This window comes from Streptomyces rapamycinicus NRRL 5491, assembly GCF_024298965.1.
Taxonomy (GTDB): Bacteria; Actinomycetota; Actinomycetes; order Streptomycetales; family Streptomycetaceae; genus Streptomyces; species Streptomyces rapamycinicus.
Window position 1 is genome coordinate 8,770,112 of sequence record NZ_CP085193.1, and the last position, 16,226, is coordinate 8,786,337.

Below are 16,226 nucleotides of genomic sequence, written 5' to 3' on the forward strand. Positions count from 1 at the left end.
CGAGTTTACGTGATGTCACCTGATGACACCGTGTCGCCGCACACTGATGTCATCAGGTGACATCGGCGTGCTAGGGTGATGTCACCTGATGACATCAGCGGTGGAGGCCTCGAATGACAACGGCGAAGCGCATTCAGTACCACCAGTACGGCGGGCCCGAGGTCTTGCGGCTCGAGGACTTCCAGCCGGCCCGGCCCGGCCCCGGCGAGGTTCTGGTCCGTATGCGGGCGGCGGCAGCCAACCCGATGGACTGGAAGATCCGCAGTGGCGGCATGAAGATGCTGACCGGCCGGAGCTTCCCGCGTGGGCTGGGCCACGACTTCGCGGGCGTCATCGAGGCGGTCGGCGACGGCGTCACCCGGCTCGGCGTCGGTGACGAAGTGCTCGGCGGGGCGCCGCTCAAGACGGCGGGGGCGTTCGCCGAGATGATCGTCGCCGAAGCGAAGGGGGTCGTGAAGAAGCCGGCGGATCTCTCGTTCGAGGATGCCGCCGTGCTCCCAACGGTCGGGATCACCGCCCTTCAGGCCCTGACCAACCTGGGGAAGCTGCAACCCGGGCAAGCCGTCTTCGTCCACGGCTGCCTCGGCGGAGTGGGCCGGGCCGCCGTCCAGATAGCCTCGATGCGCGGCGCCTCGGTGGGAGGCAGCTGCCGCGCCACCGCCACGCGGGACGCGCGCGACCTCGGCATCGCCCCGATCGTCGAGTTCGACTTCGACCCGACGACGCTTCGAGGGCGATTCGACATCGTCTTCGACACGGCGGGCACGCTCCCGGTCAAGGCGGCGCAGACGTTGCTGAAGTCCGGCGGCCACATCATCGACATCACCCCCACTCCGGCGAAGTTCGCGAGAAGTGCTCTGCCGGGGCCCTTCAAGGTGTTGATCGCCCAAGCCGTCACCAAGGACCTCGAGGAAGTCGCGCGAGCCGCCGGGCAGGGGACGCTGCGGCTCCCCATCGCTCGCACGGTGCCGCTCACACAAGCGATCGCGGCGCTCACGGAGTTCGAACGCGGCATACCCAAGGGCGGCAAGCTCGTCATCACGACCGGGTGACCGCCGTGCCGCTGTCAGCCCACGCCGTTCCGGTGCGGCGGCCGGCCGGAACGGCGTGAGCGCGGCGATACCCCCGGAACACGCCCTAGAACACCGGAGCGCCGTCGCGGGTCAGCTTCCAGTCCACCGACGCGAACCGCGACACATCGATCGTCCCCTTCGCCTGCACCCAGGCGATGATCGTGTTCCGGATCTCCTCCGAATTGGCCCACACCTGCTTCGCGGAGGCCACATGCGGGAAGTTGCCGCCCCCGCTCGCCCGGTAGTTGTTGACCGCCAGCACGAACTGCGCCTTCTCGTCGACCGGCTCGCCGTCGAAGCTGAGCTTCGCGATCCGCGAGCCCGGCGCCTTCGCGATGTCGATCTCGTACGTGAGCCCGCCGACCGCGTCGTAGTTGTAGTCCGGGATGTCCGAGGCGTTCGTCAGCTTCGCGGGGTCCACATCGCCACCCGCCGGGGTCTGGACGTAGTAGCGCGCCGAGAACTCCAGATACTCCTTGAGCTGGGCACCCGTCAGCACCCGTGCCTCCAGCGTGTTCTCGAACGGGTACAACCCCGCCACCTGCCGGATCGTGACCTCCCCGGCCGGGATCGCCGCCGTACGGGAGAAGCAGGACGCCTGAGAGAGCACCGGCAGCTCCGCGTACTCCGTCCCCGCCAGCGCCGCCTTCACCGTCTCCGCCTGCACATGGTTGATGAAGTCGACGATCGGCGCGTCCTTGTACGGCGCCTCGGTGGCCGCCATCGCCGCCGAGCAGGTGCCGATGACCTGGTTCACATAGCCGACGACCTCCTTGTGCTCGGCGTCGAGCAGCCGCACGATCCGCGGGTCCTCCCCGGCCGTGTTGGAATTCAGCACCGTCGCCGACACCGACGCCACCCGCCAGCGGCCCCGCTCCCACTCCAGCTCGAAGTCGAAGAGGGTGAGCCGCTGACCCCACTTGAGCGGTTCCGACAGCACGACCTCGCGCCCGGTCTCCTTGTTGACCACCCGTGACTCGGGGATCTCCACATGCGCGTGGCCCACCAGGATCGCGTCGATCCCCGCCACCTTCTCGGCCACCAGCGCCGCCGCGTTCTCCACATACGGCACCTGGTCGCCGTAGCTGGAGGTGCCGCTGGTCCCCGAATGCGCCGAGACGATCACCACGTCCGCGCCCATCGACCGCAGCCGCGGCACCCACTTCGCGGCCTGCTCCTCCAGCCCCGGGAAGGTCATCTTGCCCTGCACATTGACCTTGTCCCAGATCGCGATGCCCGGGTTGGTCAGCCCCAGCACCGCCACCTTCACATCCCGTCCGCACGGGGTGCGCAGCCGCGTCATCCAGTACGGCGGGAAGGCGGGCCGCAGCGTCTTCGCGTCCAGCGCGTTCGCCCCCAGCAGCGGGAAATCGCACTGCTCCTCGAACTTCCGCAGCACCGGGATGCCGTAGTTGAACTCATGGTTGCCCAGCGCCGCCGCGTCATAGCCGATCGCGTTCATCGCCCGCGCCATGGGATGCACCGGGCCGCCCTCCCCGGTGATCGGGTCCACCCGGGCGTAGTAGTACGACAGCTGGGTGCCCTGGATGGTGTCGCCCGCGTCGATCAGCAGCGTATTGCGGCGCCCCTTCTCCTCGCGGACCTGGTCGACCAGCGTGGAGATCTTCGCCAGGCCCACATCGTTGTGCGCCGCGTCGTCGAACTCGGCGTCGGTGAAGTAGTCCCAGTTGAAGACGTTGCCGTGCAGATCGGTCGTGCCCATCACGGTGAAGGCGTACCGCCGCCGGGGCCGCTCATGACCCCGTGCCTCCGCCGGGACGGCGGCCGCGGCGGAGACGAGGGCGGCCCCCGCACTGGTCGCCGCGGTGCGGCCGAGGAACTTCCGACGGTTGAGCGGCATGGCTGATCTCCCCTGAGATACCTGCGAATTGGGCACAACGCGCGTAGATTCTGGCCCAACCGCACCGCTTCGCACCAGCCCTCGCACACCTGACCGGGAGCCGCCATGAATCAGCCGCCGCCCCAGCCCGCCCACCCCGGCCCGCCGCCGCCCGCCGCCCACGTGCCGTACGGCACCCCCGAGACCCCGCGCGTCGCCGTCCGCGGCGAGGCGACCCTGGAGGTCGACCCCGAGATCGCCCGGCTCACCATCACCATCAGCGCCCGCGGCGACGACCGGCGCGCCGCGCTGGAGGACCTCACCCGCCGCAACAACCAGGTCCTGGAGCTGGTGAAGTCCTACGGCGAGGCGGTCGAGAAGCTGGAGACCGGCGCCTTCTCGGTCACCCCCGAGATCAACCCCAAGAGCCGCCATGAGCGCGTACGGGCCTATCACGGCCGGGTGCACCTCACCGCGACCCTCGCCGACTTCACCGCCCTGGGCGAGCTCACCACCCGCCTCGCCGACCTCGAGCTCACCCGCGTCGACGGTCCCTGGTGGGGGCTGCGCCCCGACTCGCCCGCCCATGGCCGGGCCCGGCAGCAGGCGGTGCGCGAGGCGGTGCAGCGGGCCCGCGAGTACGCCGGAGCGCTCGGCGCCCGGCTGGTGGCGCTCACCGAGCTCGCCGACCTGGAGGCGGAGGAGGGCCCCTTCCAGCCCGTGGCCGTCGCCGCCCCGCGCGCCCGGTCCGGCTACGGCGGCCCCGCCGACCGGGACGCCGTGGCCGCGCTCGATCTGGAACCGCAGCGCCAGACGGTGTACGCGCACGTCAACGCGCGCTTCACCATGACCCCGCCCGAGCTCTGAAACGCCTTCTCCGGAACCCCGGAACCACCCTCCGGAACGCTCATCGGAGCGGCCCACTGCACGTTTCATTAGTTGTCAATAACCTGCCATGCAAAGGCCATGGGGGAGTGTGAAGTTCCCGGTTCTTTACTCGCCGGTAAGTCATAGGCTCGGCATCATGCGCCGAGCAAAAATCGTCTGTACTTTGGGACCCGCCACCGACTCGTACGAGCAGATCAAGGCACTCATCGAGGCCGGAATGGACGTGGCCCGCTTCAACCTCAGCCACGGCACCTATGCCGAGCACGAGGAGCGTTATCGGCGAGTGCGCAAAGCCTCGCTGGAAACCGGCCGCAGCGTCGGCATCCTCGCCGACCTTCAAGGTCCGAAGATTCGGCTCGGCCGTTTCCGTGAAGGGCCGGTACTCCTTGAACGCGGGGATGAGTTCATCATCACCGTCGAACCCATCGAGGGCGACCGGTTCCGCTGCGGCACCACCTACGAGGGGCTGGCCGGCGACGTCAGCAAGGGTGAGCGGATCCTCGTCGACGACGGCCGGGTCACCCTGGAGGTCGTCGACATCGACGGCCCTCGGGTGCACACCATCGCCATCGAGGGCGGCATGGTCTCCGACCACAAGGGGCTCAACCTCCCCGGCGTGGCCGTCTCCGTCCCCGCGCTGTCCAAGAAGGACATCGAGGACCTGCGCTGGGCCCTTCGCATCGGCGCCGATGTCATCGCCCTCTCCTTCGTCCGCAACGGCAACGACGTCGTGGACGTCCACCGGGTGATGGACGAGGAGGACCGCCGGCTCCCGGTCATCGCGAAGATCGAGAAGCCGCAGGCGGTGGAGAACCTCGAGGGTATCGTCGACGCCTTCGACGGCATCATGGTCGCCCGTGGCGACCTCGGCGTGGAGATGCCGCTCGAGCAGGTGCCGATCGTCCAGAAGCGCGCGATCAAACTGGCCAAGCGGAACGCCAAGCCGGTGATCGTCGCCACTCAGATGCTCGACTCGATGATCGAGAACTCCCGCCCCACCCGGGCCGAGGCGTCCGACGTCGCCAACGCGGTGATCGACGGCACGGACGCGGTGATGCTCTCGGGCGAGACCAGCGTCGGCAAGTACCCGATCGTCACGGTCAAGACGATGGGCCGCATCGTGGCCGCCGCCGAGGAGGACATCCTCGCCAAGGGACTCCCCCCGCTCACCGAGCGCAGCAAGCCCCGCACCCAGGGCGGCGCGGTGGCCCGCGCGGCGGCCGAGATGGGCGACTTCCTCGGCGCGAAGTTCCTCGTCGCCTTCACCCAGTCCGGCGACACCGTCCGCCGCCTCTCCCGCTACCGCTCCCCGATCCCGCTGCTGGCCTTCACCCCGGAACCGGGCACCCGCTCCCAGCTCAATCTGACCTGGGGCGTGGAGACCTTCCTCGGCCCGATGGTCGAATCCACGGACGAGATGGTGGCCCAGGTGGACGAGGAACTGCTGCGCCTCGGCCGCTGCAAGAAGGGCGACCTGGTCATCATCACCGCCGGTTCCCCGCCCGGTGTCTCCGGCTCCACCAACCTGGTCCGCGTCCACCACATCGGCGCGGACGACCTGAGGTAACCGAGCCGCGCTCCTTGGGGCCGAAGTACTGGTTCAGTACTTCGGCCCGACGTGGTATTTCGCCGAAGCATTCACTTCATCGAGTGAAGAAGACCGATTCCAATGTGACCTTGGAATCGAAGGAAAAGTGCCCCGGGTCGGACTCGAACCGACACTGTATGGGTTTTGAATCCATTGCCTGCTGCCAATTGGGCTACCGGGGCTTGCAGTTTCGAAGGTCACCAATGACCCGCTGCGCGTCCACCTTACCGTAGCTAGGTAGGCTCGTGGTGCCCACCTGCCAGGAAACCGAGGAGCACAGTGAGCACCGCTGACGCCCCCGACGCGCAGTCGCACGTCCCACCGCAGACAACCCGCGTCGTCATCGCCGAGGACGAGGCCCTCATCCGCCTCGACCTGAAGGAGATGCTCGAGGAGGAGGGGTACTCCGTCGTCGGCGAGGCGGGCGATGGGGAGACGGCTGTCGCGCTCGCCCAGGAGCACCACCCCGACCTCGTCATTCTCGATGTGAAGATGCCGGTTCTCGACGGCATCTCCGCCGCCGAGCGGATCGCGGCCGACCGCATCGCCCCCGTACTGATGCTGACCGCCTTCTCCCAGCGCGAACTGGTCGAACGGGCCCGGGACGCCGGGGCGATGGCGTATCTCGTGAAGCCGTTCAGCAAGAGCGATGTGGTGCCCGCCATCGAGATGGCCGTCTCCCGCTTCACCGAGTTGAAGACCCTGGAGCAGGAGGTCGCCGACCTCTCCCAGCGGCTGGAGACCCGCAAGCTGGTCGACCGGGCCAAGAGCGTTCTTCAGACGCAATACGGGCTGACCGAGCCCGCCGCCTTCCGCTGGATCCAGAAGACCTCGATGGACCGCCGGCTGTCGATGCAGCAGGTGGCGGAGGCCGTCATCGAGGACGCGGCGGAGAAGAAGGCCGCCAACGAGGAGCAGTAGAAGAGGGAAGGGCCCGCACCGCTGCTTGTCGCGGTGCGGGCCCTCCCGTTTTCGTCAGTCCTCGCCGAGGTACGCCTTCCGCACCGACTCGTCGTGCAGCAGCGTCTCGCCCGAGCCCGACAGCACGATCTTGCCGATCTCCATCACATGGCCCTGGTCGGCCAGCGACAGAGCGGCCTGGGCGTTCTGCTCGACCAGCAGGATCGTCGTGCCCTGGGACTTGAGCTCGGCGATGGTCTGCATGATCTTCTGCATCATGATCGGCGATAGGCCCATCGAGGGCTCGTCGAGCATCAGCAGCTTGGGGCGGGACATCAGGGCCCGGCCCATCGCGAGCATCTGCTGTTCACCGCCGGAGAGGGTGCCCGCCGCCTGGTTGCGGCGCTCGCCGAGGATGGGGAAGAGCTCGTAGGCGTGCCGGATATCGGCGGCTATGCCGTCAGCGTCCTTCCGGAGGAACGCTCCGAGCTGGAGGTTCTCGGCGATCGACAGCCGCGGGAAGATATGCCGTCCCTCGGGCGAGTGGGCCAGCCCCAGGGCGACGATCTTGTGCGCGGGGACGCCCCGCAGCGGTTTGCCGTCGAAGCGGATCTCCCCGCCGAGCGGCTGGAGCAGGCCGGACAGGGTGCGCAGCGTGGTCGTCTTGCCCGCGCCGTTGGTACCGATGAGGGTGACGACCTGTCCGGCCTCGACGCTGAACGAGATGCCCTTGACGGCCTCGATCTTGCCGTAGGCGACCCGCAGGTCCTCGACCTCGAGCAGTGCGGTCACTGTCCGTCCTCCGTACGTGCTGTGGTGCCCCGCTGGGCCTCGTCCTGCGTGGCCCCTCCCGTGGCTCCGGTCGTGGCCCCGGCCTCCGCGGCCTCGACCTCGGCGGCCTCCTCCGCGCCCGGCGCGCCCTCGAAGGGGGTGCCGAGGTAGGCGGCGATGACGCGCTCATCGCTCTGGACGACCTCCGAGGTGCCCTCGACGAGCTTCTGGCCCTGGACGAGTACGGCGACCCGGTCGCAGAGGTTGAAGATGAAGCGCATGTCGTGCTCGATGACGAGCACGGCGGTGCCCAGGTCCCGGATGGCGAAGACCAGTTCCTCGGTGGCGCGGGTCTCCTGGGGGTTCATTCCGGCGGTGGGCTCGTCGAGCAGCAGCAGTCCGGGGTCGCTGGCGAGGGCGCGGGCGATCTCCAGCTTGCGCTGTTCGCCGTAGGGGAGGTTGCGGGAGAGGTGGTCGGCCTTGTCGGCGAGGCCGGTGAACTCCAGGAGTTCCATGGCACGGGCCTTGGAGGCGGCCTCGGCGCGCTTGAAGCCGGGGCCGCGCAGCAGGGCCGACCACAGGCCCTCCTTGGTGCGGGTGTGGCGGCCGACGAGCACGTTCTCCAGGACCGTCATATTGGCGAAGAGCCGGATGTTCTGGAAGGTGCGCGCGATGCCCGCCTGGGTGACGAGGTGGGGCTTGGGCGGCAGCACGGTGCCCCGGTAGGCGACGCTGCCCTCGGTGGGGACGTAGAGACCGGTGAGGCAGTTGAAGAAGGTGGTCTTGCCCGCGCCGTTGGGCCCGATGAGGCCGACGATCTCGCCGGGGTGGACGTCGAGGTCGACCGCTTGTACGGCCGTGAGCCCGCCGAAGCGCATGGTGACGCCGGTGGCGGTGAGCACGGGGGAGGTCGTGGTGGTGGTCATCGCTGTCATGCCTCCGCCTTGGTGACGCCGACGGCACCGTCCTTGAGTCCGGTGGCGCCGGGGACGTCGAGCTGGCCGGTCTCGTGGTACTCGAGCTGCTGCCGCCGGTTGGGGACGATCCCCTCGGGGCGGAAGCGCATCAGCAGGATGAGCGCGATACCGAAGGCGAGGAGCTGGTAGTCCTGGAGGAACTCCAGCTTCTTGGGGATCAGATAGAGCAGGGTGGCGCCGAGCAGCGGGCCGCCGATGGTGCCCATGCCGCCGAGGATGACGGCGGCCACCAGGAAGGTGGAGTTGGGCGGGACGGGTCCGGCGAAGACGTACTGCTCGGGGACGACCGTGGACTGGAAGTGGGCCCATACGGCGCCGGCGACCCCGGCCAGGGTGGCGCCGAGCGCGAAGGCGATGAGCTTGACCCGGAATCCGTTGATGCCCATGGCGGTGGCGGCGGTCTCGTCCTCGCGGATGGCGACCCAGGCGCGGCCGATACGGGAGTTGCCCGCCCGGCTGAAGATCAGCACGACGACCACCGTGACCAGAAGCATCAGCAGGTAGTAGTTGCCGTTGGAGTCGAGGCTGATGCCGCCGACGCTGTGGTCGTCGTTGAAGTTGAACCCGAAGATCTCCAGCGGGGGGATGTTGGGGATGCCGTCGGGGCCGTTGGTGACGGAGGGGCCGGAGGTGCCGTCGAGGTTCAGCATGGCGAGTCGGAAGATCTCTCCGAAGCCGAGGGTCACGATGGCGAGGTAGTCGCCGCGCAGCCGCAGGGTCGGGGCGCCGATGACCACGCCGAAGATCAGTGAGACCACGCCGCCGGTGATCACGGCGGCCCAGAACGGGAACCTGACGTCGATCGTCGAGGCGGTGGACCCGGAGACCAGGGCGGCGGTGTAGGCGCCGACGCCGAGGAAGGCGACGTACCCGAGGTCCAGGAGGCCCGCGAGGCCGACGACGATGTTCAGGCCGAGGGCGACGGTCGCGAAGATGGCGATGTTGACGCCCAGCTCGGTGAAGCTGGACTTGTCCTGGAAGAAGGGGAAGACGATCGCGGTGATCAGCGCCGCCACCAGGGTGACGGAGCGGTAGGAGTTGGTGAGCTCGCTGATCCGGCTGATGAGCCCGGCCTTGACCAGGGCGACGGCGGCGAATCCGATGGCGATGAGGTAGCCGAGGAACGGCTCGGGGTGGTCGGCGTCGGTCTGGATGCCGTAGTTGACCACGTAGAGGCCGACGGCGAAGACCGCCGCGATGATCAGGATCTCGGCCCAGGAGGGCAGCTCCTTGGGGCGGCACAGCGGGCGGCTGTCGTCCGGGAGCAGGTAGGTGGTGGCCACCGGCACGGCGGTCACCACGGCGGCTACCCAGCCGCCGGGTTCCAGGTTGACCAGGCCGTCCAGGTCCACCGCGATGGCGATGACGGTGAACCAGGTGACGGCGAAGGTGCCGAGGGCCAGCATCCGCAGGGCCTGGGTGGAGCCGCTGGGGGTGAGCCAGCGCAGGCCCTTCAGGTCGAGGGCGGCCAGCGCGAAGACGCCGGTGGCGATTCCCAGGACGAGGGTGAGGAGCTGCAGTCCGCCGGGGTAGCCGTAGACGGTCAGATCGCCGGGGAATTCGGCGGTCCAGGTCCAGGCGAGGAAGGTGGAGACGACGGCGGCGGCGCCGCCGGCCGCGGTGAGGGCCCGCAGCAGCGTGGTGCGCGGGGCGGGTGCGCCGGCCTCGGCCTTGCGCACGGCGGTGGGCTGGGTCTTGTCGGTGGTCATCGGTTCACTCCCTCACGCCCGGTCCGCTACGCGTTCGCCGAGCAGACCCTGTGGCCTGACCAGCAGGACGAGGATGAGCAGGGTGAAGGCCCATACGTCCTTCCAGGCACCGCCGCCGAGCTGGTCCATCCCGGGGATGTCCTGGATGTACTTGATGGCCAGGGCCTCGACGACGCCCAGGACGACGCCGCCGAGCATGGCACCGTAGATGTTGCCGATGCCGCCGAGCACGGCGGCGGTGAACGCCTTGAGACCGGCGATGAAGCCCATCTCGAAGTTGATCTGGCCGTACTTGAGCCCGTGGGAGAGGGCGGCGACGGCGGCGAACGCACCGCCGATGGCGAAGGCCATCACGATGATGCGGTCGGTGTTGATGCCCATGAGCTTGGCGGTGTCGGGGTCCTGCGCGGTGGCCTGCATGGCGCGGCCGGCCCGGCTCTTGGAGACGAACAGCCCCAGGGCGAGCATGCACAGCGGGGCGGCGATGAGCAGGAAGGCGTCGCCGCGCTGGATGTGCAGATTGTCGAGGATCTCGAACGACGATCCCTCGAACTGCGGGAAGCTGCGGGGCTTCTTGGCGTCGGGGTAGAAGGCCCAGACGGCCTGCTGCAGTGCGATGGACAGACCGATCGCGGTGATCAGGGGGGCGAGCCGGGGGCCGCCGCGCAGGGGCCGGTAGGCGAAGCGTTCCGCCGCGGTGGCGATGGCGACCGAGGCGACGATGCCGCCGATCAGCATCAGGGGCAGAGCGAGGGAGAGCGCGGTGCCGCTGGGCAGCCAGATGTAGATGGTGAGGGCCCCGAAGCCCCCGATCATGAAGATCTCGCCATGGGCGAAGTTGATGAGCTGGACGATGCCGTAGACCATGGTGTACCCGATGGCGATCAAGCCGTAGAGGGCGCCAAGGGTCAGGCCGTTGACCAGCGTTTGCGGCAGTTCGTGCACCGCAGGGCCTCCGATGAGCGTGTCGGATATGACGCCGCGCGAGGGCGATGGGTACGCCCTCGCGCGGATTCGTTTCGTGGGTGTGCGATCGCTGCCGGGGGTCAGTCCTTGAAGGTCTCGCTCTTCACGGACTTCCAGGCGCCCTTGGTGACCTTGTAGACGGTCAGCTGCTTGTTCGTGGTGTCGCCGTACTTGTCGAAGGAGACCTTGCCGGTGACGCCGTCGAAGGAGACCTTGCCGAGCGCCTCGGTGATCTTGGCGCGGGCGTCGTCGGGGAGCTTGCCGTCGTTGTCCTCGACCACGGCCTTGACGGCCTGGATGATGGCCCAGCCGGCGTCGTAGGAGTAGCCGCCGTAGGCCGCGTACGGGTCCTTGTAGTGCTGGTCCGCGTAGTTCTTCACGAACGTCTTGGCGGAGTCGAGCTGCTCGACCGGGTAGCCGACGGAGGTGGCGAGGTCACCGTCGTTGCTGGTGCCCGAGGCCTTGATGAAGGCGGGGTCGTAGATGCCGTCGCCGCCCATGACCGGGACCTGCGCGCCGGCCTGCTTGACCTGGTCGGACAGCAGACCGCCCTCGGGGTACTGGCCGCCGAAGTAGACCGAGTCGGCGCCGGAGGACTTCACCTTGTTGGAGATGCCGGAGAAGTCGGTCTCCTTGACGGTCAGGTGGTCCCGGCCGACGACCTTGCCGCCGAGGCGCTTGAACTCCTCGGCGAAGATGGTGGCGAGGCCGTTGCCGTACGCCTGCTTGTCGTCGATGACGAAGACCTTCCGCTTCTTCGCGTCCTTGAAGTAGTACTGCGCGGCGAAGCGGCCCTGGATGATGTCGGTGGTCGCGGTGCGGAAGTAGGTCTTGAAGGGGCGCGACTTCTTGCCCGAGGCCCAGTCGTCGCCCTGGCTCAGGGCCGGATTGGTGTTGGCGGGGGAGACCTGGGCGAGGTCGCCTCTGTCGAAGACGCCCTGCATGGACTGGGCGACGCCCGAGTTGAGCGGCCCCACCGCGCCGAGGATGTCCTCGTCGTCGACCATCGAGGTCGCGTTCGCCTTGCCGGAGGAGGGCACGGCCTGGTCGTCGAAGGACTTGACCTTGAAGGTGACCCCGTCCACCTCGTTGTTCTTGTTGGCTATCTTCGCCGCGAGGTCGACGGAGTTCTTGATGCCCTGGCCGAGAGCGGACAGCGAGCCGGTGAGCGGGGCGTCGACACCGATGACCACGGTCGTCTTGCCGTCCTTGCCGCCACTGTCGTCTTTGTCGTCCCGCGACCCGCAGGCGCTGAGGGTGAGGGCGCCCGCGGTGATGGCGGTCGTCATGATGAGCAAGGAACGGTGTCGCACGAGGAATCCTTTCGCTGGCCCGGCACCCCGGGGTCATGGGGTGCCGTGTCCTCGCCGGATGAACCTGGAATGGCCGTGTGGGTGCGGCGTACATCCCACGGGGCCGTGACTGGCTGTGACTCTAAGCGCGGGGCGCGACCGGGGGCAGAGGTCTAGACGATGATGTGACTGTCTTGTTATGACGCGCGTCACCCCGGGATGTCCGTGTAGCGGAACGGAAGGGACGAATAGGGCGCATTTGGGCCAATCATTAGGTCCGGATCCTGAGAAGGTGCAGTTCCGCTAAGGAGTGCGGTGCGCTTGTGAATGAAGCGCGGAGACGGCTGCGCGGATGAGCGCGGAAAGATCGTTTCCGGAGTCGCCGAGGGTGCTGAAAATGCGATCTTATATTGCGTCAGTGTTACGCAGTGTTACGGCCGGCGGTCCGGGTCCGGGGCTTGTCCGGGGTGGTGGGCGGGGTTCCGGAATGGTGTCGGACCGGTGTCGCGCGAATGTCGCGCGGATGTGGCGCCGGTGCGGCTCAGGCCGGCGGACGCCAGTTCTCGGAGCTGTGGGTGGCGCCGTTCGCGGCCGCGCAGCGGCGCTCGGCCAGCCGCTTGATCAGCGCTTTGGCCGCCGGAGTGCCATGCCGCTTCCGCTCGGTGCGCGCGGCCCGGACGATGTCGTCGTAGATCTCGTACTGCTCGTTGGAGAGCCCCTTCTGCTCCCAGTCGAGCCCCGCCCACTGGCTGCCCGCGAGGTCCTGCTCGGCCCAGTAGGAGATGAGGTCGGCGCACAGCCGTACGGGGGAGGCGGCCCGCGGTGTGGGGCCGTGAGAGGCAGGTGTGGACGCCGGGGCGTTACGGGAGTCGCCGGAGTTTCCGGAGCCACCGGAGTTGCGGGAGCCGCCCGAGGGGCCGGAGTCACTGGAGTTGCGGGAGCCGCCCGAGGGGCCGGAGTCACTGGAGTTGCGGGAGCCGCCCGAGGGGCCGGAGTCACTGGAGTTGCGGGAGCCGCCCGAGGGGCCGGAACCGGAGCCGCCGCATCCGGTCACCGTCACGGCGAGTACGAGAGCGCAGCCACAGACTGCGGCGGGCCAGGTACCCGCCCGGGTCGTTGCCCCCATGGAGAGTCACGGTAGACCCGGCCCCCCAGGGGGACAACGGCGATGGCGCCGGGCGTCCCGGGCGTCACGCCTCGGCGCGGCCCTTCGCCTCGGTGATGTCGGCGACCGTCCTGGCCCGGCCGGCGTCGTCCACCTCGCGCAGCAGGCAGGTGAGACGGGCGGTGCACACCCGCCGGTCCTGCTCATCGCTGATGACGATCTCGTAGGTGGCGGTGGAGCGGCCCCGGTGGACGGGGGTGGCCACGCCGGTGACCAGGCCCGAGCGGGCGCCCCGGTGGTGGGTGCAGTTGAGGTCCACGCCGACCGCGATCCGCCCGCTGCCGCCGTGGAGCATCGAGCCGACCGAGCCCAGGGTCTCGGCCAGCACGGCGGAGGCGCCGCCGTGCAGCAGCCCGTACGGCTGGGTGTTGCCCTCCACCGGCATGGTGCCCACGACCCGCTCGGCCGAGGCCTCGATGATCTGCACGCCCATGCGGGTGCCGAGGTGTCCGGCGGAGAACAGCGCGGGAAGATCCACGCCGAGCGCCGCGTACTCCTCGAGTACCTCTTGCGGGAACTTCACGCTGGTCTGCTCGCCCATCGGGACAGGCTCCGTTCGGTTGCTGTGGTGGCCACCTTTGCTTGCGGTGGCCACCTTCTTACCAGGCAACTGAGCAAACGCTTAGGCCGGGGTTGTCTGTTCCAGGCGGACGACCACGGACTTGCTCGCCGGGGTGTTGCTGGTGTCGGCGGTGGCGTCCAGCGGGACCAGGACGTTGGTCTCCGGGTAGTACGAGGCGGCGCAGCCGCGCGCGGTCGGGTAGTGGATCACGCGGAAGCCGGTGGCACGCCGCTCGGTGCCGTCCTTCCACTCGCCGACCAGGTCGACGTAGGAGCCGTCGGCCAGCCCGAGCTCCTGGGCGTCCTCGGGGTGCACCAGCACCACCCGGCGGCCGTTCTTGATGCCGCGGTAGCGGTCGTCCAGACCGTAGATGGTGGTGTTGTACTGGTCGTGGGAGCGCAGGGTCTGCAGCAGCAGCCGGCCCTCGGGCGCCTCGGGGTACTCGACGGGGGCCGCGGTGAAGTTGGCCTTGCCGGTGGTGGTGGGGAAGCTGCGGCTGTCGCGCGGGGCGTGCGGCAGGGCGAAACCGGAGGGGTCGCTCACCCGGTCGTTGAAGTCCTCGAAGCCGGGGATGACGGCGGCGATGCGGTCGCGGACGCGCGCGTAGTCCTTCTCGAACTCCTCCCAGGGGGTGTGGCTCCCGGGGCCGAGCACCCGGCGGGCCAGCCGGCAGACGATGGCGGGCTCGGAGAGCAGATGGGAGCTCGCGGGCTCCAGGCGCCCGCGGGAGGCGTGCACCATGCCCATGGAGTCCTCGACGGTGACGAACTGCGGGCCGCCGCCCTGGACATCGCGCTCGGTGCGGCCGAGGGTGGGCAGGATCAGCGCCCGCGCGCCGGTCACCACATGGGAGCGGTTGAGCTTGGTGGAGACATGCACGGTCAGCCGCGCGGTGCGCATCGCGGACTCGGTGACCTCGGTGTCGGGGGAGGCCGCCACGAAGTTGCCGCCCATGGCGAAGAAGACCTTGGCCCGGCCGTCGCGCAGGGCGCGGATGGCCCGGACGACGTCGAAGCCGTGCTCGCGGGGCGGGGCGAAGCCGAACTCGCGCTCCAGGGCGTCCAGGAAGGCCGGGGCGGGCCGCTCGAAGATCCCCATGGTGCGGTCGCCCTGCACATTGCTGTGGCCGCGCACCGGGCAGACACCGGCGCCGGGGCGGCCCACGTTGCCGCGCAGCAGCAGGAAGTTGACGACCTCACGGATGGTGGGCACCGAGTGCTTGTGCTGGGTCAGGCCCATCGCCCAGCACACGATGGTCCGCTTCGAGTCGAGGACCATGCGCAGGGCACGGTCGATCTCGGCGCGGTCGAGACCGGTGGCGCGCAGTGTCTCTTCCCAGTCGGCGGCGCGGGCCTCGGCGGCGAACTCCTCGAAGCCATGGGTGTGCTCGCGGATGAACTCCTCGTCGGTGGCGCCCTCTGTCTCCAGGATGAGCTTGTTGAAGAGGCGGAAGAGGGCCTGGTCGCCGCCGATCCGGATCTGCAGGAAGAGATCGGTGAGCGCGGTGCCGCCCCCCGCGATACCGCGGGCGTTCTGCGGGTTCTTGAACCGCTCGAGACCCGCCTCGGGCAGCGGGTTGATGGAGATGATCTTCGCGCCGTTGGCCTTGGCCTTCTCCAGGGCGGAGAGCATGCGCGGGTGGTTGGTGCCCGGGTTCTGCCCGGCCACGACGATCAGATCCGCCTTGTAGAGGTCCTCCAGCAGCACGCTGCCCTTGCCGACGCCGAGGGTCTCGGTGAGCGCCGAGCCGGAGGACTCATGGCACATGTTGGAGCAGTCGGGCAGGTTGTTGGTGCCGAACTCGCGGGCGAAGAGCTGGTAGAGGAAGGCCGCCTCGTTGCTGGTGCGGCCCGAGGTGTAGAAGACCGCCTCGTCGGGGGAGCCGAGCGCGGTCAGCTCGTCGGCGACGATGTCGAAGGCCCGGTCCCAGGTCACCGGCTCGTACCGCTCGGCGCCCTCGGGGAGGTACATGGGCTGGGTCAGCCGGCCCTGCTGACCGAGCCAGTAGCCGCTGCGGGTGGCGAGGTCGGCCACCGGGTGGGCGGCGAAGAAGTCGGGCGTCACCCGGCGGAGGGTGGCCTCCTCGGCGACGGCCTTCGCGCCGTTCTCACAGAACTCGGCCGCGTGGCGCTTGTCCGGCTCGGGCCACGCGCAGCCGGGGCAGTCGAAGCCGTCCTTCTGGTTGACGCGCAGCAGGGTGAGCGCGGTGCGGCGCACGCCCATCTGCTGCTGCGCGATGCGCAGCGAATGCCCCACGGCCGGCAGCCCGGCGGCGGCATGTTGTGGGGGTGTGACCTCGGGCGCGTCCTGGATCGGATCGCCTGCGGGCGGCTTCGCTGCCATGTCGCTCCCCTTGGGCTCGAGCGTTGCGGGACCTGTGTGTGGACCTATGGGTCCGATCCTGTCATGGGCCACTGACAGCCGGGGCGGCGGCCCGGTTCGGCCGGCGGTGCCCCCGCCTGGTGGTCCGGCGGCCCGGTCCGGTCCGGTGGCCG

General features: G+C 69.2%; 13 protein-coding genes and 1 tRNA gene. 4 read left to right on the forward strand and 10 right to left on the reverse strand.

The window, feature by feature from the left end; genetic code table 11:
- Nucleotides 1-113 precede the first annotated feature (113 nt).
- On the forward strand, nt 114-1,052 hold the full coding sequence (locus LIV37_RS36850; protein ID WP_020872154.1) for an NADP-dependent oxidoreductase: 939 nt from the start codon (nt 114-116) through the stop codon (nt 1,050-1,052).
- 85 nt (nt 1,053-1,137) lie between these two features.
- Here the strand turns inward: LIV37_RS36850 and LIV37_RS36855 are convergent, their stop codons facing one another.
- Nucleotides 1,138-2,934 (reverse strand): bifunctional metallophosphatase/5'-nucleotidase, encoded by a 1,797-nt coding sequence (locus tag LIV37_RS36855; protein WP_020872155.1) that lies wholly within the window; start codon nt 2,932-2,934, stop codon nt 1,138-1,140.
- Nucleotides 2,935-3,039: 105 nt separating this feature from the next.
- On the opposite strand from LIV37_RS36855, the gene LIV37_RS36860 reads away from it, so the two are divergent.
- Complete coding sequence (locus LIV37_RS36860; protein ID WP_020872156.1) at nt 3,040-3,780, forward strand: SIMPL domain-containing protein; 741 nt, start codon at nt 3,040-3,042, stop codon at nt 3,778-3,780.
- A 157-nt stretch (nt 3,781-3,937) separates the two neighbouring features.
- Nucleotides 3,938-5,368: a pyruvate kinase gene (pyk, locus tag LIV37_RS36865; protein WP_121824076.1), complete on the forward strand. Its 1,431-nt coding sequence runs from the start codon at nt 3,938-3,940 to the stop codon at nt 5,366-5,368.
- 128 nt (nt 5,369-5,496) lie between these two features.
- Here pyk and LIV37_RS36870 read toward each other — a convergent pair.
- Nucleotides 5,497-5,571 (reverse strand) — tRNA-Leu (locus LIV37_RS36870).
- 97 nt (nt 5,572-5,668) lie between these two features.
- Between LIV37_RS36870 and LIV37_RS36875 the strand changes: the two genes are divergently transcribed.
- Nucleotides 5,669-6,310 carry an ANTAR domain-containing response regulator gene (locus LIV37_RS36875; protein WP_020872158.1) on the forward strand — a complete coding sequence of 214 codons (642 nt, stop codon included), beginning with the start codon at nt 5,669-5,671 and terminating at the stop codon, nt 6,308-6,310.
- Between the two features lie 54 nt (nt 6,311-6,364).
- Here the strand turns inward: LIV37_RS36875 and LIV37_RS36880 are convergent, their stop codons facing one another.
- From LIV37_RS36880 to LIV37_RS36915, 8 genes are all read right to left on the reverse strand, one after another.
- Complete coding sequence (locus LIV37_RS36880) at nt 6,365-7,081, reverse strand: ABC transporter ATP-binding protein (protein WP_020872159.1); 717 nt, start codon at nt 7,079-7,081, stop codon at nt 6,365-6,367.
- A complete protein-coding gene (locus tag LIV37_RS36885; protein ID WP_086880995.1) occupies nt 7,078-7,995 on the reverse strand; it encodes an ABC transporter ATP-binding protein in 918 nt (305 codons plus the stop codon). Before LIV37_RS36885 ends, LIV37_RS36880 begins: the two co-directional genes overlap by 4 nt.
- The gene (locus LIV37_RS36890) at nt 7,992-9,746 is read right to left on the reverse strand and encodes a branched-chain amino acid ABC transporter permease (protein WP_020872161.1); all 1,755 of its coding nucleotides are present in this window, start codon (nt 9,744-9,746) and stop codon (nt 7,992-7,994) included. The genes LIV37_RS36885 and LIV37_RS36890 overlap by 4 nt, the downstream gene beginning before the upstream one ends.
- A 12-nt stretch (nt 9,747-9,758) precedes the next feature.
- Nucleotides 9,759-10,691, reverse strand: coding sequence for a branched-chain amino acid ABC transporter permease (locus LIV37_RS36895; protein ID WP_020872162.1), 933 nt, complete (start codon nt 10,689-10,691; stop codon nt 9,759-9,761).
- A gap of 101 nt (nt 10,692-10,792) precedes the next feature.
- Nucleotides 10,793-12,025 (reverse strand): branched-chain amino acid ABC transporter substrate-binding protein, encoded by a 1,233-nt coding sequence (locus tag LIV37_RS36900; protein WP_121824075.1) that lies wholly within the window; start codon nt 12,023-12,025, stop codon nt 10,793-10,795.
- Nucleotides 12,026-12,545: 520 nt separating this feature from the next.
- Nucleotides 12,546-13,064: a hypothetical protein gene (locus tag LIV37_RS36905; protein WP_020872164.1), complete on the reverse strand. Its 519-nt coding sequence runs from the start codon at nt 13,062-13,064 to the stop codon at nt 12,546-12,548.
- A gap of 130 nt (nt 13,065-13,194) precedes the next feature.
- On the reverse strand, nt 13,195-13,710 hold the full coding sequence (locus tag LIV37_RS36910) for a hotdog fold thioesterase (RefSeq protein WP_020872165.1): 516 nt from the start codon (nt 13,708-13,710) through the stop codon (nt 13,195-13,197).
- Between the two features lie 81 nt (nt 13,711-13,791).
- Complete coding sequence (locus tag LIV37_RS36915; protein ID WP_020872166.1) at nt 13,792-16,074, reverse strand: FdhF/YdeP family oxidoreductase; 2,283 nt, start codon at nt 16,072-16,074, stop codon at nt 13,792-13,794.
- Nucleotides 16,075-16,226: the final 152 nt, after the last annotated feature.

Excerpts from the sequence above, each read along its gene's own strand:
- LIV37_RS36860 (WP_020872156.1), top strand. The coding sequence starts at position 3,040 with ATGAATCAGCCGCCGCCCCAGCCCGCCCACCCCGGCCCGCCGCCGCCC.
- LIV37_RS36850 (WP_020872154.1), top strand. The coding sequence starts at position 114 with ATGACAACGGCGAAGCGCATTCAGTACCACCAGTACGGCGGGCCCGAG.
- pyk (WP_121824076.1), top strand. The coding sequence starts at position 3,938 with ATGCGCCGAGCAAAAATCGTCTGTACTTTGGGACCCGCCACCGACTCG.
- LIV37_RS36915 (WP_020872166.1), bottom strand. The coding sequence starts at position 16,074 with ATGGCAGCGAAGCCGCCCGCAGGCGATCCGATCCAGGACGCGCCCGAG.
- LIV37_RS36885 (WP_086880995.1), bottom strand. The coding sequence starts at position 7,995 with ATGACAGCGATGACCACCACCACGACCTCCCCCGTGCTCACCGCCACC.
- LIV37_RS36855 (WP_020872155.1), bottom strand. The coding sequence starts at position 2,934 with ATGCCGCTCAACCGTCGGAAGTTCCTCGGCCGCACCGCGGCGACCAGT.
- LIV37_RS36890 (WP_020872161.1), bottom strand. The coding sequence starts at position 9,746 with ATGACCACCGACAAGACCCAGCCCACCGCCGTGCGCAAGGCCGAGGCC.
- LIV37_RS36910 (WP_020872165.1), bottom strand. The coding sequence starts at position 13,710 with ATGGGCGAGCAGACCAGCGTGAAGTTCCCGCAAGAGGTACTCGAGGAG.